This window comes from Micromonospora sp. NPDC050276, from assembly GCF_044459545.1.
In the GTDB taxonomy this organism is placed as follows: domain Bacteria; phylum Actinomycetota; class Actinomycetes; order Mycobacteriales; family Micromonosporaceae; genus Micromonospora.
In genome coordinates this window covers 1-19,667 of record NZ_JBITJA010000001.1, presented here as the reverse complement: position 1 = coordinate 19,667, position 19,667 = coordinate 1, and the positions used below count along the sequence as shown (strand labels likewise).

Below are 19,667 nucleotides of genomic sequence, written 5' to 3'. Positions count from 1 at the left end.
TCCCCTTTGGAGGAACACCATGGAGCTGACCGAGCCGACCGTCTGGAGCACCGACCGGCTGGAGCTGGGCGAGGGCCTGCGCTGGGTCGACGACCGGCTGGTCCTCGTCGACCTGCTGGCCGGGCGACTGCTGGAGACCGACGGCGACGCCCCGACCCCGCTGCGGGAGCTGCGCCGCCTCGACGTACCGCTCGGCGCGGTCGCCCCGGTGGCCGACGGCGACTGGCTGGCCGCCGCCGGGACCGGCGTCACCCTGCTGTCCGCCACCGGCGACCCCCGACCGGTCGCCGACCTGGTCGGTGCCGCGCCCGAGCCGACCCGGATGAACGACGCGGTCGCCGACCCGCACGGCCGTTTCTGGGCCGGCAGCATGACGTACGCCGCGGTGCCCGGCGGAGGCACCCTGTTCCGCCTCGCCCCGGGCGCCGAGCCGGTCCCCGCCGTGACCGGGCTGACCATCCCGAACGGGCCGGCGTTCGACGCCACCGGCACCACCATGTACCTGGCCGACACGCCACGCGGCGAGATCGACCGGTTCAGCGTCGACCCCGCCACCGGGGCGCTGCACGGCCGGGAGCCGTTCGTGCGGTTGTCCCCGGCCGACGGGGGTCCGGACGGCATGACGCTCGACGCGGCCGGGCATCTGTGGATCGCGCTCTGGGGCGGCGCCGCGGTACGCCGGTACCGGCCCGACGGCACCCTCGACCGGGAGATCCGGCTGCCGGCCAAGCAGCCGGCCGGCATCTGCCTCGGCGGCCCCGACCTGCGCCGGCTCTTCATCGGCACGGCCCGGGTCGGGCTTGACACGGCAGGCCCGCAGGACGGCGCGCTGCTCGCGGTGGACGTCGAGGTCCCCGGCCTGCCCGCCGCGCGCGCCGCCGCCCCGGTGGGCTGACCGCTCCCAGGCGGACAGCTCCGGGCGGACAGCTCCGGGCGGACAGCTCAGGAGCCCGACGACGGCAAGGCATACCGGACGCCCAGGCGGGAACAACGGCCTTCAGGGCCACCCGCGGCCAGCGTGGGGTCGGGCCCACCGATTGGGGGCGGGACGATGAGCACCGTGGGACGGGCGGCATGAACGGGCCGGTCGGCGACGAACCGGTCGGCGAGCTGGAGTTGGTGCACACCTTCACCGGACCGATGCCGACCGGGGTGAGCGTCTCGCACCGGGGTCGGATCTTCGTCAACTTCCCGAAGTGGGGCGACGAGGTGCCGGCGACCGTCGTCGAGCTGCGCGACGGTCGGGAGGTGCCCTATCCCGACCAGGCGTGGAACGAGCCGTCCGGTGACAACGACGCGGGCGCCTTCGTGTCGGTGCAGAGCATCGTGGTGGACCCGGCCGACCGGCTCTGGGTGCTGGACACCGGCAGCCCGATGCTCCAGCCCACCAAGCCGGGTGGCCCGAAACTGGTCCGGATCGACCTGGACACCGACACGGTCGCCCAGGTGATCACCTTTCCGGCGGACGTGGCGCTGCCGACGACGTACCTCAACGACGTCCGCTTCGACCTGCGGCGGGGTGAGTCGGGGGTCGCCTACATCACCGACTCGGCGAACGCCGGGCCGAACGGGATCATCGTGGTGGACCTGGCCAGCGGGGCCTCCTGGCGGCGGCTGCACGACCACCCGTCCACCAAGCCGGAGCCGCTGACGTCGTTCCGCCCGATGGTCGAGGGCCGACCGTTCCTCGAACGACCGGCGGACGGACCGCCGCAGCCGCTGACCTTCGGCTCCGACGGCATCGCCATCTCCGCCGACGGCACCCGGCTCTACTACTGCCCGTTGGCGTCCCGGCGCCTGCACAGCGTCTCCACCGAAGCGCTGGCCGACCCGGGCGTCACCCAGGAGGCGGTCGCCGCGACAGTGGTCGACGAGGGCGACAAGGGCACCGCCTCGGACGGGTTGGAGAGCGACGACGCGGGGCGGCTCTACCTCACCTCGTACGAGCACAACGCGGTGCTCTGTCGACTGCCCGACGGCGAGTACGAAACCCTGGTCCACGACCCGCGACTGCTCTGGCCGGACACCATGTCGGTGGCCACCGACGGGTACCTCTACGTCACCGCCAACCAACTGCACCGGCAGCCGCAGTACCAGCGCGGCCAGGACAAACGGCGCAAGCCGTACGCCCTGTTCCGGACCCGCATCGACGCCGGCCCGGTGCTACTGCGCCGCTGACCGCGCCAGGGCCCGGCCCTCGCTCCGCGATCTTGCACTTTCTGTCCCGGCACAAGGGGCATTCACCCCCGAATCAACAACCGAAACTGCAAGATCGACGCAATCTTGGACTCAGGCCGTCAGGCCGTGGGCAGGGTGCGGTCCAGGAGGTCGAACAGGGCGACCCAGTGACGCTCGGTGGCCTGCTCGTCGTACGCCGGGGTGTCCGCCATGGTGTAGCCGTGGTGGGCGCCCTCGTACACCTCGGAGCGGTAGCGCACGCCGGCGGCGTCGAGTGCCTGCTCCAGCGTGGCGATCTGCTCGGGCGTCATCGACTGGTCGGCGTCGGCGTGGCCGAAGTACACCTCACCGGTGATCGAGCCGACGCCCCGGTGCGGGCTGTCCGGTGCGTCGGTGACGATCCGCCCGCCGTGGAAGCTGGCGACGGCCGCGATGCGGTCCGGGTGCGCCTCGATGGCCCGCAGGGCGTTCGTGCCGCCCATGCAGTAGCCGGTGATCGCGACCGGGCCCGGCCGCACGTCGTCCCGGGCGGCCAGGAAGTCCAGGTACGCGGCGCTGTCCCGGCTGATCACCTCGGGGGTCAACGCGCCGACCAGCGGCATGATCTTCTCGAAGAGCGCGGCGCGCTGGTCCGCGTCGCCGAGCCGGGACAGGTCGAACAGCGGTGCCCGGCCGGCCCGGTAGAACAGGTGGGGCGTCAGCACCAGGTAGCCCCGGGCGGCGATCCGCTCGGCCATCTCGACCAGGCGGGGGCGCGGCCCGATCGCGTCCATGAAGAGCAGCACCGCCGGGAACGGGCCGTCGCCGTCCGGCCGGGTCAGACTCGCGTCCGCCACGCCGTCGCTGGTCGGGATGTCCACCGTCGTCGTCAGCACCGCGCCTCCTCGTACATCGATCTTGGTTCGTTCCGCACGTTACTCGCCGTGTCGGCATGCCCGGCCGGCAGCGGCGTGAACGCGGCGTCAAAAAATGGCGGTGACCCGTCGAAACGGCGTATCGACGATCGCACCGCGTCGGCGACCACATGGCCGTCGGTATCCTCGGTGCGGATCAGCACGCTGCCGTCGGTGCCCGCCGGGTCAGGGGCGGTAGCGGTAGCCCATTCCCGGCTCGGTGATGAGGTGGCGGGGGCGCGCCGGATCGTCCTCCAGCTTGCGCCGCAGTTGGGCGAGGTACTGCCGCAGGTAGTTGGTTTCGTTCTGGTATTCCGGCCCCCACACGTCCTGCAGGAGCTGACGCTGACTGACCAGCTTGCCGGGGTGACGAAGCAGCTTCTCCAGCACGCTCCACTGGGTGGGGGTCAGCTTGACCTCGGTGCCGTCGTCGCGCAGCACGCTGTGGTCGGCCAGGTCGACGGTGTGCCGGCCGATCCGCAAGGCCGGCACCGCCTCGCTGGGCGCGCCGAGGCGGCGGGTCACCGCGCGGATGCGGGCCAGCAACTCCTCCACCCCGAACGGCTTGGTGACGTAGTCGTCCGCACCGGCGTCGAGCGCCGCGACCTTGTCCTCGCTGCCGGCGCGGCCGGAGAGCACGATGATCGGCACGGCGGTCCATCCGCGCAGGCCCCGGATCACCTCCACACCGTCGATGTCGGGCAGGCCGAGGTCCAGCACCACCAGGTCGGGTGGGTGGCTGGCGGCGGCCCTCAACGCGGCGGCCCCGGTGCCGGCGACGTCCACGTCGTACCGGCGGGCACGCAGGTTGATGCGCAGGGCACGCAGGATCTGCGGCTCGTCGTCGACGACCAGGATGCGCGTCATTCCTGCGGCCCTTCCGAGCTGGTCTGCGCGGCCGGCAGCCGCAGCACCATGGTGAGCCCACCACCGGGGGTGGTCTCCGGGGTGATGCTGCCACCCATCGCCTCGGCCAAACCCCGGGACAGGGCAAGACCGAGACCGACGCCGGTCTGGTTGTCCCGGTCGCCGAGGCGCTGGAACGGCAGGAAGACGTGCTCCCACTGGTCCTCCGGAATGCCCGGCCCTCGGTCGATCACCCGCAGCTCGACCTGGCCGGCGTGCGCGCTGGCGGTGATCGTCGGCGGCTGGTCCGGCGGGCTGTAGCGCAGCGCGTTGGCGACGATGTTCACCAGCACCCGTTCCAGCAGGCCCGGGTCGGCGGTGGCGGCCGGCAGGTCGGCCGGGATGTCCGTGCCGACAGTCGCGGCCGCCGGGCCGAGTTCGTCAAGCGCCAGGGGTACGGCGTCCTCCAGGCCGATCGCGGTCGCCGAGATGCCCAGCACGCCCGCCTGGAGCCGACTCATGTCCAGCAGGTTGGCGACCAGCCGGGCGAGTCGGTCCAGCGACTCCTCGGCGGTCTCCAGCAGCTCCTCGCGGTCGGACTGATCGAACTCGATGTCGTGGCTGCGCAGGCTGGTCACGGCCGCCTTCGCCGAGGCCAGCGGCGTACGCAGGTCGTGGCTGACCGCGGCGAGCAGCGCGGTGCGCATCCGGTCGGCGGCGGCGAGCGGCCGGGCGGTGGCGGCCTCCTCGGCGAGCCGTTCCTGGCGCAACGCCACGGCGGCCTGGGCGGCGAACGCCTCGACGATCCGCCGGTCCGCGGCCTCCAGCCGTCGGCCGCAGAGCACGACGGTGATCCGGTCGTCGACCGGTACCGTCGTCTCGCCGCCCTCGGGGGTGCAGGGCGGGCTCTCGCCGACGCTGGCCGCCACGTTCCAGGCGTGCTCCTCGCGGGCCCGTTCCGGGCGGCCACCGGCCTCCTCGGCCAGTTCCAGCACGCTCACCGCGCGCAGCCCGAACGTCTCCCGGAGCTGTTCGAGCAGCGCGGGCAGCGGGCGTTCACCGCGCAGCACGCCGCCGGCGATCGCGGCGAGGGTCTGCGCGTCGGCGGCGGCCCGCGCGGCCTCCCGGGTACGCCGGGCGGCCACGTCGACGATCCAGCTGACCGCCAGTGCCACACCCACGAAGACGGCCAGGGCGAGCAGATTGTCCGCCTCGGCGATGGTCAGCGTGCGGTAGGGCGGGGTGAAGAACCAGTTGAGCAGCAGCGACCCGCCGAGCGCGGCGACCAGGGCCGGCCACACCCCGCCGACCAGCGCGACCCCGACCACCCCGGCGAGGAACAGCAGGATGTCGTTGGTCAGCGTCAGGTCGGGCAGGGTCTTCAGCAGCAGGGTGAGCAGCGGCATGCCCAGCACGGCCAGGCCGAAGCCGAGCAGCCGACGGCGGCGGGACAGCGCCGCCGGCACGGCCGCCGCCCGGCGACCCTTACCGGCCTGCTTGTGGGTGACCAGGTGCACGTCGATCGCCCCGGAGAGCGCGGTGGTGGTCACCCCGACGCCTCGGGAGAAGAGCTGCGCGAGACGGCCCCGCCGGCTGGCGCCGAGCACCAGTTGGGTGGCGTTGACCCCCTGGGCGAAGTCCAGCAGCGCGGCCGGCACGTCGGTGCCGAGCACCTGGTGGTACGTGCCGCCCAGGCTCTCGACGAGGACCCGCTGGCGGGCCAGCTGGGCCGGGTCGGCGCCGGCCAGGCCGTCGCTGCGGGCCACGTGCACGGCGAGCAGGTCGGCGCCCTTGCTGCGGGCGGCGACCCGGGCCGCCCGGCGGATCAGCGTCTCGCCCTCCGGGCCGCCGGTCAGCGCCACCACGACCCGTTCCCGGGCCTCCCAGGTGGCGGCGATGCCCTGCTGGCTGCGGTACCGGTCGAGCTGCTCGTCGACCTTGTCGGCCAGCCAGAGCAGCGCCAGCTCGCGCAGCGCGGTGAGGTTGCCGACCCGGAAGTAGTTGCCCAACGCGGCGTCGATCTTGTCGGGACGGTAGATGTTGCCGTGCGCCATCCGCCGCCGCAGTGCCTCCGGGGTCATGTCGACCAGCTCGACCTGCTCGGCGGCGCGGACGATCTCGTCCGGCACGGTCTCCCGCTGGGTGGTGCCGGTGATCTGGGCGACGACGTCGTTGACCGACTCCAGGTGCTGCACGTTGACCGTGGAGAGCACGTCGATCCCCGCGTCCAGCAGCTCCTGGACGTCCTGCCAACGCTTGTCGTGCCGGGAGCCGGGCACATTGGTGTGCGCCAACTCGTCGACGACCGCGACCTCCGGTCGGCGGGCCAGCACCGCGTCCAGGTCCATCTCGGTGAACTCGACGCCCCGGTAGGTCATCGTGCGGCGAGGCACCTGCTCCAGGTCGCCGAGCATCGCGGCGGTGTGTTGCCGGCCGTGGGTCTCCACGAAGCCGATCACCACGTCGGTGCCGCGCGCGGCCCGCCGCTGGGCCTCCTCCAGCATGGCGTACGTCTTGCCGACGCCAGGTGCGGCCCCGAGATAGATGCGCAGTTCTCCGCGTGGCACGGGGTCCATCCTCCCTGGTCAGATCGGCGGGCGGGGCCGTGCCCGGTCGGCACGGCCCCGCCCGAAGTGTGCTCAGCGTGCGGCGAACTGCTTGTCGAGGGCGAGGTTGAGCTCCAACACGTTGACGCCGGGCTCACCCATGAACCCGAGCGCCCGCCCGCCGGTGTGCTCCTTGACCAGCTTGCGGACCGCCGCCGGGTCCGCGCCGCGCTCCCGCGCGACCCGGTTGACCTGCAACTCGGCGTACGCCGGGCTGATCTGCGGGTCGAGGCCGCTGGCGCTGGCGGTGACCGCGTCGGCGGGCACCGCCGGGTCGGCGGGCGCGTCGCCCCGGATCGGGGTGACCACGCCACCGGCGGCCACGTAGTCCTCGCCGGGCTGGGCCAACTCCACCGGGACGCCCTGGTACGAAGCGACGAACGGGGTGGCCGGGGCGGCCTGGTTGACGCTGACCACCCGGGTGACCGGGCCGGTCAGGCCGTCGGCGCGGAAGACCGCGAGCACGGCACCCACCCCGTCGTCGGTGCAGAAGGGGCGCCGGCCGTCCACGCCGTTCAGCTCGCCGACGGACTTGCTGCGCCCACACACCTGGGTGAGCAGGCTCTCGCTGGACTCCTCCGGATCGGGGGCGATGGTGTCGACCACGCTCTCCGGGCCCAGGTTGCTGGCCGAGGTGGAGGTCGGGTCGTAGCCGTCGCCGGCGGCGGAGGGGCGGGACTGGAAGTACCGGGCCACGGGGTTGCCGTCCGCGTCGGTGAAGGACTGGCCGATCAGCGCGCTGCCGACCGTCGTCCCACCCGAGGAGATCAGCGATCCGTCGGTCTTGTGGTCGAGGCCGGGCAGCTGACCAACCGCTACCAGGGCCAGCGGGTAGACCAGGCCGAGCAGCACCGTGAAGACGAGTACGGCGCGCAGCGCGGCGAGGTGTTGGGCGATCCAGGTGGGTAGGCGCATCACGAAATCCCCGGGATGAACTGGATGAGCAGGTCGATGAGCTTGATCCCGATGAACGGCACGATGATGCCGCCCAGGCCGTACACCAGCAGGTTGCGGCTGAGCAGCTTCGACGCGGCGGCTGGCCGGTACCGCACGCCGCGCAGGGCGAGCGGGATCAGCGCGATGATCACCAGGGCGTTGAAGATGACCGCGGACAGGATCGCCGACTCCGGGCTGGCGAGCCGCATGATGTTCAGCGCGTCCAGGCTCGGGTAGAGGCCGGCGAACATGGCCGGGATGATCGCGAAGTACTTCGCGATGTCGTTGGAGATGCTGAACGTGGTCAGCGCACCACGGGTGATCAGCAACTGCTTGCCGATCTCCACGATCTCGATCAGCTTGGTCGGGTCGGAGTCGAGGTCGACCATGTTGCCGGCCTCCTTGGCAGCCGACGTACCGGTGTTCATCGCCACCCCGACGTCGGCCTGGGCGAGCGCCGGCGCGTCGTTGGTGCCGTCACCGGTCATCGCGACCAGCCGGCCACCCTCCTGCTCCCGCTTGATCAGCGCGAGCTTGTCCTCCGGTGTCGCCTCGGCCAGGAAGTCGTCCACCCCGGCCTCGTCGGCGATCGCCTTCGCGGTCCGCGGGTTGTCACCGGTGATCATCACGGTCCGGATGCCCATCCGGCGCATCTCGTCGAAGCGCTCCCGCATGCCGGACTTGACCACGTCCTTGAGGTGGATGACGCCCAGCGTGCGGGCCGGTTCACCGTCGACGTGCTCGGCGACCACCAGCGGGGTGCCGCCGGTGCCACTGATCGCGTCCACGATCTCGCCGACCTGCTCGGTCGGGTGCCCCCCGTTCTCCCGTACCCACTTCATCACCGCGGCCGCGGCGCCCTTGCGGACCCGGCGGGCCGCGCCCACCGCGCCGCCGCCCACGCTGCCGTCCGGGGTCAGGTCGACGCCGCTCATCCGGGTCTGCGCGGTGAACGGGACGAACGTGGCGTGCGGCATGACCCCGGGCTCGCGCTCGCGCAGCCCGAACTCGTTCTTGGCCAGCACCACGACCGACCGACCCTCCGGGGTCTCGTCGGCCAGGCTAGACAGCTGCGCGGCGTCGGCGACCGCAGCCGGGTCCACGCCCTCGACCGGTACGAACTCGGCGGCCTGCCGGTTGCCCAGCGTGATGGTGCCGGTCTTGTCCAGCAGCAGGGTGTTGACGTCGCCGGCCGCCTCGACGGCCCGGCCGCTCATGGCCAGGACGTTGCGCTGGACGAGGCGGTCCATGCCGGCGATGCCGATGGCGGAGAGCAGCGCGCCGATGGTGGTGGGGATCAGGCAGACCAGCAGCGAGATCAGCACCACCCCGGTGACACCGGAGTCGGTGATCGCGCCACTGTTCGGCGCGGCCGCCTGGTACGCCTTGGAGAAGATGGCCAACGGTTGAAGGGTGACCACGGCCAGCAGGAAGATGATCGTGAGCGCGGCGAGCAGGATGTTCAGCGCGATCTCGTTCGGCGTCTTCTGCCGGTTGGCACCCTCGACCAGGGCGATCATCCGGTCGATGAAGCTCTCCCCCGGCTTCTGGGTGATCTTCACGACGATCCGGTCGGAGAGCACCTTGGTGCCGCCGGTGACCGCGCTGCGGTCACCGCCGGACTCCCGGATGACCGGGGCCGATTCGCCGGTGATGGCCGACTCGTCGACGCTGGCGATGCCCTCGACGATGTCGCCGTCGCCGGGGATGATGCCGCCCGCCTCGACGAGCACGACGTCGCCCTGACGCAGCTCCGGCGCGGGCACCGCCTCGTCGCGGTAGGTGTTGGCCCGCGCGCCCGGCTTCCAGTCGATCAACCGGGTGGCGATGGTGTCCTTCTTCGCCTGCCGCAGCGTCGCGGCCTGGGCCTTGCCCCGACCCTCGGCGACCGCCTCGGCCAGGTTGGCGAAGACCACTGTCAGCCAGAGCCAGATGGTGATCGCCCAGGCGAACACCGACGGGTCGGTCACCGCCAGGACGGTGGTGAAGGCCGCACCGACCTCCACAATCAGCATCACCGGGTTGCGCCACAGGGTGGTCGGGTTGAGCTTGCGTACCGCGTCTGGGAGGGACCGGATCAGCTGCTTGGGATCGAGCAGGCCCCCGCCGGTCCGGTTGCCCTGGGTGGCGGGCGTGCCCGGGAGTTGCTCCGTTGGGGCGGACGTGACGGACATGTCCTCGTTCCTCATGATGGTCAGAGCCCCTCTGCCAGCGGGCCGAGCGCGAGCGCGGGCAGGAAGGTCAGCGCGACGAGGACCACCGTGACGCCGACGACCATCCCGATGAACAGCGGTCGGTGGGTCGGCAGGGTGCCCTCGGACGCGGGGGTGGGTGCCTGGCGGGCCAGCGAGCCGGCCAACGCGAGCACGAAGATGATCGGCAGGAACCGGCCCAGCAGCATGCACAACCCGAGCGCGGTGTTCCACCAGGCCGTGTTGACCGTGATGCCGGCGAAGGCGGAGCCGTTGTTGTTGCTGGCCGAGGTGAACGCGTACAGCACCTCGGAGAGGCCGTGCGGGCCGACGTTGAGCGCGGTGGAGTTGTTGCCGGTGGCGAACGCCGCCGCCGTACCGACGAGCACCAGGATCGGCGTGATCAGGAAGTAGAGCGAGGCGAACTTGATCTCGCGCGACCCGATCTTCTTGCCCAGGTACTCGGGGGTACGGCCGACCATCAGCCCGGCCACGAAGACCGTGATCACCGCGAGGATGAGCAGGCCGTAGAGACCGGAACCGGTGCCGCCCGGCGCGACCTCGCCGAACATCATGTTGACCATGGCCATCATGCCGCCGAGCGAGGTGAACGAGTCGTGGAACGAGTTGACCGCACCGGTCGAGGTGAGCGTGGTGGCGGCGGCGAAGGTGGCCGAGTTCGAGACGTCGAACCGCACCTCCTTGCCCTCCATCGCCGCACCGACGGCCTGCGGCACCGTGCCGTGGCCGGCCAATTCGAAGGCGTTGGTGATCGCGATGCTGGCGAACGCGAGGATGCCCATCACCGCGGCGATGGCGTAGCCCTGCCGGTTCTGCCCGACCATCCGGCCGAAGACCCGGGGCAGGCTGAACGGGATCAGCAGGAGCAGGAAGATCTCCAGCCAGTTCGTCCAGGTGGTGGGGTTCTCGAACGGGTGCGCGCTGTTGACGTTGTAGAAGCCGCCACCGTTGGTGCCCAGCTCCTTGATCACTTCCTGGCTGGCGACCGGACCACCGGTGATGGTCTGGGTGCCGCCGGTCAGCGTGCTCACGTCGGTGCCGGCGGACAGGTTCTGCACCACCCCGCCGATCATCAGCACGACGGCGCCGAGCACCGCGATCGGCAGCAGGATGCGCAGCACGATCCGGGTCAGGTCGACCCAGAAGTTGCCGAGCTGCCCGGTGCGGCTGCGGGCGAAGCCGCGCACCAGCGCGACCGCCACCGCGATGCCGACCGCCGCCGAGGTGAAGTTCTGCACGGCCAGGCCGGCCATCTGCACCAGGTGGCCCATCGTCGACTCACCCGAGTACCACTGCCAGTTGGTGTTGGTCACGAACGACACGGCGGTGTTCCACGCACCGTGGGTCATCACCGGGTCCAGGCCGAGGGACAGCCACAGGTGGTTCTGCACCCGCTGGAACAGGTACAGGAACAGGATCGAGACCGCGGAGAACGCCAGCACGCTGCGGGCGTACACGCCCCAGGTCTGCTCGGCGGCCGGGTTGACCCCGACGAGTCGGTAGATGCCCCGCTCGACCCGCGACTGTCTGGTGCCGGACACCGCCCGGAACATGTAGTCGCCGAACGGCTTGTGGACCGCGACCAGGGCGGCCACCAGCGTCAGCACGAAGATGACGCCCGCTGTTGTCATGGTCATCAGAAGCGCTCCGGAAACAACAGGGCGAACACCAGGAACGCGCCCAGGACGATCGCGAGCACCAAACCGACGGCGTTGACCGCGTTCACAGCTTCTCCACCGCCCGGACCACCAGGGCGAGCACTGCGAACAGCGCCACCGTCAGGATCACGAACACCACGTCAGACACGCTGACTCCTCGTACCGGAAAGGTTCGTCGCGACCGCCTACCGGTCGCGCCGGGCAATCAAAGCCCCACCACCCGCCGGGCGGCAGGGGTCATAACGCGACCATGACGGAGGCGAACCGTTTCTTGACGTGGTTTTCACACCCGCACCCTGAACAGGTGAAATACGGCACAGGCCCGCGATCGGGGCGGTGGCGGGGCGGGGTGCGGCGGAGGTGCGCGGCCGGGTCAGGCCGGGCGGCGGGCCACCAGCACGTCCCGCATGATCGACTGGTCCACCCGGTGCCGCAGCGCGCGGTAGGGCTCGGAGTCGACCACGGTCAGGCCGGCGTCGGCCAACGCCGCCGCCGCGTCGTCCCGGCTGGCGACGTGGGTGTTCCAGGAGACACCGAGCGCACCGCCGGGACGCAACAACCGCGCCCAGACCGGCGCGGCGTCCGCGAGCAGCGCCAGCGGGTCGCGGGTCAACCCCTGCCCGGCGGTACGACTGCCGTGCTGCACGCCGTACGGGGCGTCGGCGACGACCAGGTCCACGGTCTCCGGGCGGAAGAACTCCGCCGAGCGGGCCGTGTCCGCGTTGACCACGTCCAGCAACTGCGTCTGGCCGGCCTTGTGCTCCTCGCGGGTCGGCGCCAACTCGATCCGTACCCGCCGGCCGACCACCTTGCGCTCCCGCCGCACCGGCCCCGACTCCAGCACCCGGTGCTTGACCCGCTTCTGCTTCAGCCAGGTGGTGATGAACGCCCGGTACGCCTCGACGTCCTTCTGGTCGCGCTCGATTCCGGCGGCGTCGAAGCCGTACATCAGCGCCTGGTTGAGGGTGGTGCCCCGACCACAGAGCGGGTCGAGCACCCGAAACCGGCGGCTGGTCATCTCGGTGGCCCAGTCCGAGGCGAGCAGGGTGACGTTGAGCAGCAACTTGGTGAACTGCTCATTGGTCTTGCCCGGGTACTTCTGGATGGTGAGCAGGTCGTCGTCGTAGCGGTCCAGTCGGCTCCACTCGATCGGCCGCAGCAGCTCACCCACGATCTCGAAGAGCGCGTACCCGGCGGAGAGGTTGCCCAGGACGGCCAGGTCCCGCTCGGTCAGCCCATCGCCACTGAAGGTGACGTAGGACGCTCCGCCAACGACCTCGGTGTCCAGCTCGCCGATCCGACCATCGAGCGCCGAGCGGCCGAAGATCTCCAGCTCGGCCCGGGTGAGGTCGACGGCGGCGCGGGCGTACACCCGGTTGGTTGCGGGCAGGATCAGCAGGCCGTAGCGCGTCATGGTCCGGCGAGTATTCCACAACCCGTCACGGTCGCCGGGAACCGGAGCGGCCGCCGGAGCGACTACCGGTACATGGGGTGTGAGCAGTGGCGGGAGGTCCTGTCCGCGCAGATGGACGGGGAGGAGACCGCCGCCGAACTGACGGCGGCGCAGGGGCACCTCGACGGATGTGCCGAATGCCGGGCCTGGTTCACGGCGGCGACCGCGGTGACCCGTCGGATCCGTACCCGATTGGTGGTTGACGTGCCCGACCGGACGGCGGCGATCCTGGCCGCCGCCAGCGCGGCCCCGGCCCGCCGGTCGCGGTGGCGGCTCCGGACCGGACGTGGCCCGCTCGTCGCCGGCCTGCGGAAGGCGCGCGGACGCGGCCCGCTGGTCACCGGCCTGCGATCGGCGCTCGGGCTGCTCGGCGCGGTGCAACTGGTGCTCGGCCTGGCCCAGGTGGGCAGAGGCGCGACCGCCGACCACCTGCACCCCACCGGTCAGCACCTGTGGCACGAGTCGGCCGCGTGGAACGTGGCCGTCGGCGCCGGCTTCCTCTTCGTGGCGGTGCGCCGCAGTCCGCCCGCCGGGCTGCTGCCGATGCTCAGCGCGTTCGTCGGTACGTTGCTGCTGCTCTCGGTCAATGACCTGGCCACCGGCTCGGTGGGCGGGGAACGGCTGATCAGCCATGGCTTCCTGGTGGTCGGCTACCTGATCACGGTGCTGCTGTCCCGGCCTGGTCTACGCCCCGGTGGGCCCGCACCGCAGCGGCAGCCGACATCGTCCCGCTGGCGGTTCGGCGCCGACGAGGTGGAGGGGCCACTGCGGGTGGTGCGCGCCGAGTCCTATCCAGCGCAGGCCGCCGACGGGTTCGCCGCCCCGGCAGCGCAGACCGGTCGGTCCACCCGCAGCGGCCAGGCCGACGAACGCCGGGCCGCCTGATCAGCCAGGCCCCGGGTCAGTCCGCCTGCCGCTGGCGGGCGCGGTGGGCGCGCAGGTTGGTCGGGTGCCCGCAGACGCGTACGGAGTGCCAGACCCCACTGTTGTTGCGCGAGCGGTCGTAGAACGCCACCCGGCAGCGGGGGTTGCGGCAGGTCTTGATCCGCCGTGCGACGTCGGCGAGTTGCGCCTCGAACAGCGCGGCGAGGACGAGCGACACCAGCAGTTCGGCCCCGGCTCCGGCGGGTTCGAGCTGGACGGACCCGTCTTCATCGAGCCGAAGCGTGGCACCGGCGGTACGAGATCCGGTCAGAGCCTGGGTCGCCGTACCCGTGGCGGGTTGTCCGGATTCAGGCGTGGCGTGCAGCCTGGCCTCGATCTCGTCCAGCAACTCGTCGCGAAAGATCCGTAGTTCCCGGAGCCCCGCAGGGTCGAGCGTGACGTCGGGTGCTGGCCGCCCAGTGGCCGCCGACCACTGGGCGACGGCCTGCTGTGCCCACTCCGCGGCGCTGTCCAGATCGTTCAGGAGGTCCGGCTGCCGTGGCACGCCGGCCGAGATCGTATTGAGCAGATCCTGAACGAGCCCGAGGCCGCCTGGGGCCGGGTCGAGGTGGTATCTCGCGGTGGCGAGCCAGGGCGACATCGCCACGGCTGCCGCGTGGTCGGGGATCGAGGGCGTCATCGGGTCACTTCCCGAGTAGGGCGAGGGCCCCGTACCACGCCGGTCCCGGATTCACCCAGTCTGGGTAGAGCCTGATCATCTCGTCGAAGAACTCGCGGGCGGTCGGCTTCTCGGTCAGCAGCCGCTCGACGTTCAGCAGGTACTTCCGGGTCTGGTCGATGCTTGCCGGGTCGTCGGGAAGGTCCCGATTCTTGTGGCCGGCGACGACTGCGCGGGGAGCGAGCGCCTCGACACGGTCGAGGGCGTCGATCCACTGCCGCAGGCCCCCGTTGACCGTTTCCACGATGTACTGGTGAACCCCGTTGTAGACGACGTCACCGGCGACCACCAGGCCGATCGACGGGACGTGCAGAACAGTGGTCTGGTCGGTGTCGGTGTGCCCGGTCTCGACGGGCTGGATGAGATTGCCCTCGAGCAGGAACCCTTCGGCCGGCACGGGCACGGCGTCGACCGACGTTTCCGGGATCAGGCCGGGGAAGATTCGGTCGAACAACTCGCTGCGGCCGACGGTGGCCTGCTGGTGCATGACCTCGATGGTGCCGGGCGTCGCGTAGGTGACGGCGCCGGGGAAGCGCTTGACCAGCTCGGCGGCGCCGAACCAGTGGTCGCCGTGCCCGTGGGTGGCGTAGATGTACGTCAGCCGCTTACCCGACTGGGCGATCCAGTCGCCCACCTTCGCGATCTGCTCGTGGGTGAACGGCGGATCCACGAGGAGGGCCTCCTCGGCCCCGAAGATCAACGTGGACGAGATCGGGTTCCAGTGGATCCGTGAGCCGTCCGGCATGCGCTGATCCCCCGCCCGCACCGGACCGTCCGAGACGAAGACCTCGTAAGACAGGGCGGATGTGGTCATGTGGCCTCCTCAGCGACGCGATCGTCCGCTTGCCACGGGTGGGCACCCGCCGACCGCTGAAATAACCATAACCGCTACGCCTATTTCAGCGATGCCGTTTGCCCGTGGCCTGTGTCACCCGCCCGTGCCACGCCCCAGCCGGCAGGCGCGGCCGGGTGGGCGGGCCGGGTCATCAGCGGCGATGACCTGGGGGATGACCTGTTCGACGATGGTCAACAGGGTCGTGGTGAGCAGCAGGTGCACCTGGGCGCGGGTCAACGCGCCGCGCTGGAGCCATTCGCGGGCGGTCGAGGTGGCCAGCCCGCCGTACGCACGAACCATCCCGCGCAACTCCTCGCGACCCTCGGCCTCGTCCGCCAGCCCGACGGCGACCAGCATCCGGTCCGCGGCGACCTCCTCGGCCTCGGCGAGCACCCGCTCCACGTCGGCGTCGCCACCCATCCCCCGTGCGGTGACCGCCGCCAGCCACGAGGTGCTGTGCCGGGACACCACGTCGAGGAACCAGGTGACACTGGCGTCGACCCGGGTCCGCAGATCACCCTTGGGCAGCCGCTCCAGGGCGACCTCGGGGATGGTCACCATCACCCGGACGACCTCCAGGTAGAGGTCCTTCTTCGCACCGAAGTAGTGGTTGACCAGCCCCCGGGCGACGCCCGCCGCACGGGCGACGTCGGTGGTCGACACCTCCGCATATGGACGTTCGCCGAACAGCCGGACCGCGCAGGCCAGGATCTGCCCACGCCGGGCGTCCGGCTCCAACCGGCGGCGGCGCGGAGCCGTCTCGACACTCATCTGCCCGACCCTATCGGCAGCTCACCGCGCCAGGCTTAGCGTCAACCACCGCCCCACCTTGATCAAGTGATGAGAAGGAGGTGCCAGAGCCGTTTCTGACCTACTTCTCATCACTTGATCACCGCAGGCCCTGACGTCGCCGGAGCACGTGGCGGCCCAGGTTGCGCGCCCGACCGACGGCGACGAGGCCGAGTAGCCCTTCGGCTCGGCCATCACTCAGCGGCGAGGCTGTTCAAGACAGCCGGACGCTATGCCTCCCGGCCCCCGTGGCCGCCTGCCGCCATCGACATGAACGTCACGTCCCAGAATTCGACCTCCGCCTGGGCGACAGCGTCCATCTCCGTTGGATGCCAGGTGTCTGTCACGACTTCCCAGTCGTTGGTGCAGTAGAAGAGGTAGAACTCTGTGGCGGCCTCGTCGTAGCGGGCTATCGCGAGATGGGCGACAGCCTCTGCGAAGTTGCCGACGGAGTGGCGCGTCGCGCCGGTCGGCAACTGCCCTGGCACCAGGTTGGCGAACATCGTGACCCGGGCTCCGTCGAGCAGGGCCGGAGGCGCGGTTCTCATGGCACGATCCTCGCTCAGTCGCGCCGCACTCAGCCCAGACCCCTGGCGCGGCTTGATCGACTCGACTCTCCTGAAGTCGGGGTATCCATCGTTCACGGATAGCCCGCGTTCAAGAAACCGGAGTCGATCAACGCGGAATGTCCGCGCCCCACCATTGGGGCAGCTCTACAGGGAGCAGGCGCACACAAGGACCCCGCAGCGCCGCTCAGCCATCCTCACGCCTGACCTCCACAGACGCCCCGACGGCCGCGGCCTCGCATCTCATCACGGCTTATTGACATGCCGCCAACAGGGCGCGAGGGTGGTGCTCATGCCGACGCCTCCGCCCGACGGTTCCCCCTCGCCCTGGCGCGAGCCGGAGCACGACGACCTCGCCGACCTGGCCCGCACCTTCTTCACCAAGGAGGTGTTGCCACACGCCGAGCGCCTGTCGGCACAGGGCCATCCGGACCGCGAGCACTACCGGCGCGCCGGTGAGCTGGGGCTGCTCGGCCTGTCGGTCCCGCAGGAGTACGGCGGTGGCGGCGGTGGGTTCACCCACGAGGCGGTGCTGCTGCACGAGCAGGCGTCCACCGGGGAGAGCAGTCTCGGGCTGGCCGTGCACAGTGGCATCGTCACCGGCTACCTGGTGGCCTACGGCAGCGAGGAGCAGAAACGGCGCTGGCTGCCCGGCCTGTGCAGCGGTGAGCTGGTCGGCGCCATCGCGATGACCGAGCCGGACGGCGGTTCCGATCTTCAGGCGATGCGTACCCGGGCGGTCCGCGACGGGGACGACTATCTGGTCAGCGGCGCGAAGACGTTCATCACCAACGGCGGCCTGGCCGATCTGATCATCGTGGCGGTGAAGACCGACCCCGAGCAGCGGGCAGCCGGTGTCTCGCTGCTGGTCTGCGAGGTGGGTGGCGAGCCGGAGGGCTTCCGCCGGGGCCGACTGCTGTCCAAGATCGGCCTGCACGCCAACGACACGGCGGAGCTGTTCTTCGACGAGTTCCGGGTCCCGGCGGCCAACCTGCTCGGCGGGGCCGAAGGGCTGGGCTTCATCCAACTGATGCAGCAGTTGCCGCAGGAACGGCTGGTCATCGGCGTCGGCGCGGTCGCGGCCATGGAACGGGCGGTCGCGCTGACCGTCGCGTACGCCAAGGAGCGCACCGCCTTCGGTAAGACCCTGATGGGTCACCAGAACACCCGGATGGTGCTCGCCGAGTGCGCAACCCGCACCCGGGTCAGCCGGGTCTTCCTGGACGACTGCATCGTCCGGCACACGCGCGGCGACCTGGACGTGACCACCGCGGCGATGGCGAAGTCCTGGCTCACCGACGGGCAGTGCGAGGTCGTCGACCGGTGCCTTCAACTCTTCGGCGGCTACGGCTACACGACGGAGTACCCGATCGCCCGGATGTACGCCGACGCCCGCGTTCAGAAGATCTACGGCGGCACCAACGAGATCATGAAGGAGTTGATCGCCCGTGCCCTCTGAGGCGTACGTCTACGACGCGGTCCGCACCCCGCGCGGACGCGGCCGGGCCACCGGCGCGCTGCACGGGGTCAAGCCGATCTCCCTGGTCGTCGGTCTGATCGACGCGTTGCGTGGCTTCGCCACCCGTCCCACCGACCCGGTCGGCGTCGCGTGACGGCGGCGCGCGGCGGACCGCTCGCCGGGGTACGGGTGGTCGAACTGGCCAGCCTCGCCCCGGCACCGTTCGGCTGCATGGTGCTCGCCGACCTCGGCGCGGACGTGGTGCGGGTGGACCGGCCGGGCGCCCCGGGTGCGGGCCGGTTGGCCGCGCCGACCAGCGGCCCGTTGCAGCGCGGCCGGCGGGTCACCGCGCTGGACTTGAAGTCTCCGGCCGGGATGGCGGACCTGCTGCGCCTCGTCGAGCGCGCGGACGTGCTGGTCGAGGCGTACCGGCCCGGGGTGGCCGAACGGCTCGGCTTCGGACCGGAGGTGTGCCAGGCCCGCAACCCCCGACTGGTGTACGCGCGGATGACCGGCTGGGGTCAGGACGGGCCGCTGGCGGCCCGCGCCGGGCACGACATCGACTACATCGCGGTGGCCGGGGCGTTGGAGCCACTGGGCCGGGCCGGCGAACGCCCGTACGCGCCGATGAACCTGCTCGGCGACTTCGGTGGCGGCGGCATGCTGCTCGCCGTCGGTGTGCTGGCCGCGCTGCTGGAACGGGAGCGCTCCGGTCTCGGCCAGGTGGTCGACGCGGCGATGGTGGACGGCTCGGCGCTGCTCACCTCGTTCCTGCACGGGCTGCTCGGCGCCGGCCTGTGGGCCGCGCCGCGTGGGCGCAACATGTTCGATGGCGGGGCGCCGTTCTACGACACGTACGTCACCGCCGACGGTGGGTTCATGGCCGTCGGCGCGATGGAACCGGCCTTCTACGCCGTCCTGCTCACCGGCCTCGACCTGGCCGACGACCCGGACCTGCCCGCCCAGTACGACCCGAGTGGCTGGGACGAGTTGCGCCGCCGGTTCACCGAGCGGTTCGCCGAACGGACCCGGGACGAGTGGACGGCGGTCTTCGCCGACCTGGACGCCTGTGTCGCGCCGGTGCTCGCCCCGGGCGAGGCGCATCAGCACCCGCACAACGCTGCCCGGGGCACGTTCGTCGAGGTGGGCGGCGAGATCCAACCGGCTCCCGCGCCCCGCTTCGGCCGCACGCCGGTCGATCGGCCGACCCCGGCACCAGACCCGGAGCGGGACGTCCTAGCGGTAGCGGAGATCCTCACCGACTGGCCCCACCGCCCCTAGGCCGTGTTTCGTAGGGCGCGAAGCCATTGGTTGATGGCGGCGATGGTGAGGGTGGCTTCGTAGCGAACGGCGAGTTTGTCGTAGCGGGTGGCCATGGCGCGGTGTTGTTTGAGCTGGTTGATGCCGCACTCCACGGCGTGACGCAGGCGGTAGAGCTCGGGGTCGAAGGCGGGCGGACGCCCGCCTTTTGACCCCTTGGCCTTGCGGTGCGCGTCTTGATCACTCTTGCTGGGGATACACGCTCGGATGCCGCGGTATCGCAGGTGGGCTCGGTTGGCCTTGGACGTGTACGCCTTATCGGCCAGCACCGTGTCCGGACGGGTCCGTGGTCGGCCACCACCGGCTCGGGTA

The 19,667-nt window shown here is 71.2% G+C and carries 19 protein-coding genes and 1 pseudogene; 6 read left to right on the top strand and 14 right to left on the bottom strand.

Translation table 11 applies throughout. The features are described 5' to 3' along the window. The first annotated feature begins 19 nt into the window (after nt 1-19). Nucleotides 20-895 (top strand): SMP-30/gluconolactonase/LRE family protein, encoded by an 876-nt coding sequence (locus ACIBF8_RS00100; RefSeq protein ID WP_396780118.1) that lies wholly within the window; start codon nt 20-22, stop codon nt 893-895. Between the two features lie 179 nt (nt 896-1,074). Then, complete coding sequence (locus tag ACIBF8_RS00095) at nt 1,075-2,178, top strand: L-dopachrome tautomerase-related protein (protein WP_396780117.1); 1,104 nt, start codon at nt 1,075-1,077, stop codon at nt 2,176-2,178. Nucleotides 2,179-2,297: 119 nt separating this feature from the next. Here the strand turns inward: ACIBF8_RS00095 and ACIBF8_RS00090 are convergent, their stop codons facing one another. From ACIBF8_RS00090 to ACIBF8_RS00050, 9 genes are all read right to left on the bottom strand, one after another. Continuing rightward, nucleotides 2,298-3,053 (bottom strand): dienelactone hydrolase family protein, encoded by a 756-nt coding sequence (locus tag ACIBF8_RS00090; protein ID WP_396780116.1) that lies wholly within the window; start codon nt 3,051-3,053, stop codon nt 2,298-2,300. Next, complete coding sequence (locus tag ACIBF8_RS00085) at nt 3,047-3,235, bottom strand: hypothetical protein (RefSeq protein WP_396780115.1); 189 nt, start codon at nt 3,233-3,235, stop codon at nt 3,047-3,049. Before ACIBF8_RS00085 ends, ACIBF8_RS00090 begins: the two co-directional genes overlap by 7 nt. Before the next feature lie 22 nt (nt 3,236-3,257). Then, the gene (locus ACIBF8_RS00080; protein ID WP_396780114.1) at nt 3,258-3,938 is read right to left on the bottom strand and encodes a response regulator; all 681 of its coding nucleotides are present in this window, start codon (nt 3,936-3,938) and stop codon (nt 3,258-3,260) included. After that, complete coding sequence (locus ACIBF8_RS00075; RefSeq protein WP_396780113.1) at nt 3,935-6,484, bottom strand: DUF4118 domain-containing protein; 2,550 nt, start codon at nt 6,482-6,484, stop codon at nt 3,935-3,937. The genes ACIBF8_RS00080 and ACIBF8_RS00075 overlap by 4 nt, the downstream gene beginning before the upstream one ends. A gap of 72 nt (nt 6,485-6,556) precedes the next feature. Then, nucleotides 6,557-7,438, bottom strand: a complete 882-nt coding sequence (locus ACIBF8_RS00070; protein ID WP_396780112.1) for a potassium-transporting ATPase subunit C — start codon at nt 7,436-7,438, stop codon at nt 6,557-6,559. Next, the gene (gene kdpB, locus ACIBF8_RS00065) at nt 7,438-9,633 is read right to left on the bottom strand and encodes a potassium-transporting ATPase subunit KdpB (protein ID WP_396780111.1); all 2,196 of its coding nucleotides are present in this window, start codon (nt 9,631-9,633) and stop codon (nt 7,438-7,440) included. The genes ACIBF8_RS00070 and kdpB overlap by 1 nt, the downstream gene beginning before the upstream one ends. Before the next feature lie 20 nt (nt 9,634-9,653). Continuing rightward, nucleotides 9,654-11,309: a potassium-transporting ATPase subunit KdpA gene (gene kdpA / locus ACIBF8_RS00060; protein ID WP_396780110.1), complete on the bottom strand. Its 1,656-nt coding sequence runs from the start codon at nt 11,307-11,309 to the stop codon at nt 9,654-9,656. After that, nucleotides 11,309-11,398, bottom strand: coding sequence for a K(+)-transporting ATPase subunit F (gene kdpF, locus ACIBF8_RS00055; protein WP_036390805.1), 90 nt, complete (start codon nt 11,396-11,398; stop codon nt 11,309-11,311). The genes kdpA and kdpF overlap by 1 nt, the downstream gene beginning before the upstream one ends. A 305-nt stretch (nt 11,399-11,703) precedes the next feature. Continuing rightward, nucleotides 11,704-12,744 carry a TRM11 family SAM-dependent methyltransferase gene (locus ACIBF8_RS00050; RefSeq protein WP_396713876.1) on the bottom strand — a complete coding sequence of 347 codons (1,041 nt, stop codon included), beginning with the start codon at nt 12,742-12,744 and terminating at the stop codon, nt 11,704-11,706. 72 nt (nt 12,745-12,816) lie between these two features. On the opposite strand from ACIBF8_RS00050, the gene ACIBF8_RS00045 reads away from it, so the two are divergent. Beyond that, nucleotides 12,817-13,668, top strand: a complete 852-nt coding sequence (locus ACIBF8_RS00045) for a zf-HC2 domain-containing protein (RefSeq protein ID WP_396780109.1) — start codon at nt 12,817-12,819, stop codon at nt 13,666-13,668. A gap of 16 nt (nt 13,669-13,684) precedes the next feature. On the opposite strand, the gene ACIBF8_RS00040 is transcribed toward ACIBF8_RS00045, so the two are convergent. The 4 genes from ACIBF8_RS00040 to ACIBF8_RS00025 form a co-directional block, all read right to left on the bottom strand. Continuing rightward, nucleotides 13,685-14,347 (bottom strand): CGNR zinc finger domain-containing protein, encoded by a 663-nt coding sequence (locus tag ACIBF8_RS00040; protein ID WP_396780108.1) that lies wholly within the window; start codon nt 14,345-14,347, stop codon nt 13,685-13,687. Between the two features lie 4 nt (nt 14,348-14,351). Further along, nucleotides 14,352-15,200, bottom strand: a complete 849-nt coding sequence (locus tag ACIBF8_RS00035) for an MBL fold metallo-hydrolase (protein WP_396780107.1) — start codon at nt 15,198-15,200, stop codon at nt 14,352-14,354. A gap of 114 nt (nt 15,201-15,314) precedes the next feature. After that, a complete protein-coding gene (locus ACIBF8_RS00030; RefSeq protein WP_396780106.1) occupies nt 15,315-15,992 on the bottom strand; it encodes a TetR/AcrR family transcriptional regulator in 678 nt (225 codons plus the stop codon). 248 nt (nt 15,993-16,240) lie between these two features. Next, nucleotides 16,241-16,558, bottom strand: a complete 318-nt coding sequence (locus ACIBF8_RS00025) for a hypothetical protein (protein ID WP_396780105.1) — start codon at nt 16,556-16,558, stop codon at nt 16,241-16,243. A 310-nt stretch (nt 16,559-16,868) separates the two neighbouring features. Here ACIBF8_RS00025 and ACIBF8_RS00020 point away from each other — a divergent pair, with 310 nt between their 5' ends. The 3 genes and pseudogenes from ACIBF8_RS00020 (at nt 16,869) to ACIBF8_RS00010 (ending at nt 19,316) form a co-directional block, all read left to right on the top strand. Further along, nucleotides 16,869-18,035 carry an acyl-CoA dehydrogenase family protein gene (locus ACIBF8_RS00020; protein ID WP_396780104.1) on the top strand — a complete coding sequence of 389 codons (1,167 nt, stop codon included), beginning with the start codon at nt 16,869-16,871 and terminating at the stop codon, nt 18,033-18,035. Then, nucleotides 18,025-18,147 (top strand): annotated as a pseudogene (locus tag ACIBF8_RS00015) (acetyl-CoA C-acyltransferase); the annotation flags it as partial. The gene ACIBF8_RS00020 and the pseudogene ACIBF8_RS00015, both read left to right, overlap by 11 nt. A gap of 38 nt (nt 18,148-18,185) precedes the next feature. Further along, nucleotides 18,186-19,316 (top strand): CaiB/BaiF CoA transferase family protein, encoded by a 1,131-nt coding sequence (locus ACIBF8_RS00010; RefSeq protein WP_396780103.1) that lies wholly within the window; start codon nt 18,186-18,188, stop codon nt 19,314-19,316. On the opposite strand, the gene ACIBF8_RS00005 is transcribed toward ACIBF8_RS00010, so the two are convergent. Then, nucleotides 19,313-19,667, bottom strand: a 355-nt coding sequence (locus ACIBF8_RS00005; protein WP_396780102.1) for a transposase, incomplete at its 5' end; no start/stop codon positions are given. The two genes, ACIBF8_RS00010 and ACIBF8_RS00005, sit on opposite strands and share 4 nt — an antisense overlap.

Coding starts and splice junctions, on each gene's coding strand:
- ACIBF8_RS00040 (WP_396780108.1), bottom strand. CDS start 14,347: ATGACGCCCTCGATCCCCGACCACGCGGCAGCCGTGGCGATGTCGCCC.
- ACIBF8_RS00030 (WP_396780106.1), bottom strand. CDS start 15,992: ATGAGTGTCGAGACGGCTCCGCGCCGCCGCCGGTTGGAGCCGGACGCC.
- ACIBF8_RS00045 (WP_396780109.1), top strand. CDS start 12,817: ATGGGGTGTGAGCAGTGGCGGGAGGTCCTGTCCGCGCAGATGGACGGG.
- kdpA (WP_396780110.1), bottom strand. CDS start 11,309: ATGACCATGACAACAGCGGGCGTCATCTTCGTGCTGACGCTGGTGGCC.
- ACIBF8_RS00100 (WP_396780118.1), top strand. CDS start 20: ATGGAGCTGACCGAGCCGACCGTCTGGAGCACCGACCGGCTGGAGCTG.
- ACIBF8_RS00080 (WP_396780114.1), bottom strand. CDS start 3,938: ATGACGCGCATCCTGGTCGTCGACGACGAGCCGCAGATCCTGCGTGCC.
- ACIBF8_RS00070 (WP_396780112.1), bottom strand. CDS start 7,438: ATGCGCCTACCCACCTGGATCGCCCAACACCTCGCCGCGCTGCGCGCC.
- ACIBF8_RS00035 (WP_396780107.1), bottom strand. CDS start 15,200: ATGACCACATCCGCCCTGTCTTACGAGGTCTTCGTCTCGGACGGTCCG.
- ACIBF8_RS00095 (WP_396780117.1), top strand. CDS start 1,075: ATGAACGGGCCGGTCGGCGACGAACCGGTCGGCGAGCTGGAGTTGGTG.
- kdpB (WP_396780111.1), bottom strand. CDS start 9,633: ATGTCCGTCACGTCCGCCCCAACGGAGCAACTCCCGGGCACGCCCGCC.
- ACIBF8_RS00020 (WP_396780104.1), top strand. CDS start 16,869: ATGCCGACGCCTCCGCCCGACGGTTCCCCCTCGCCCTGGCGCGAGCCG.
- ACIBF8_RS00050 (WP_396713876.1), bottom strand. CDS start 12,744: ATGACGCGCTACGGCCTGCTGATCCTGCCCGCAACCAACCGGGTGTAC.
- ACIBF8_RS00025 (WP_396780105.1), bottom strand. CDS start 16,558: ATGAGAACCGCGCCTCCGGCCCTGCTCGACGGAGCCCGGGTCACGATG.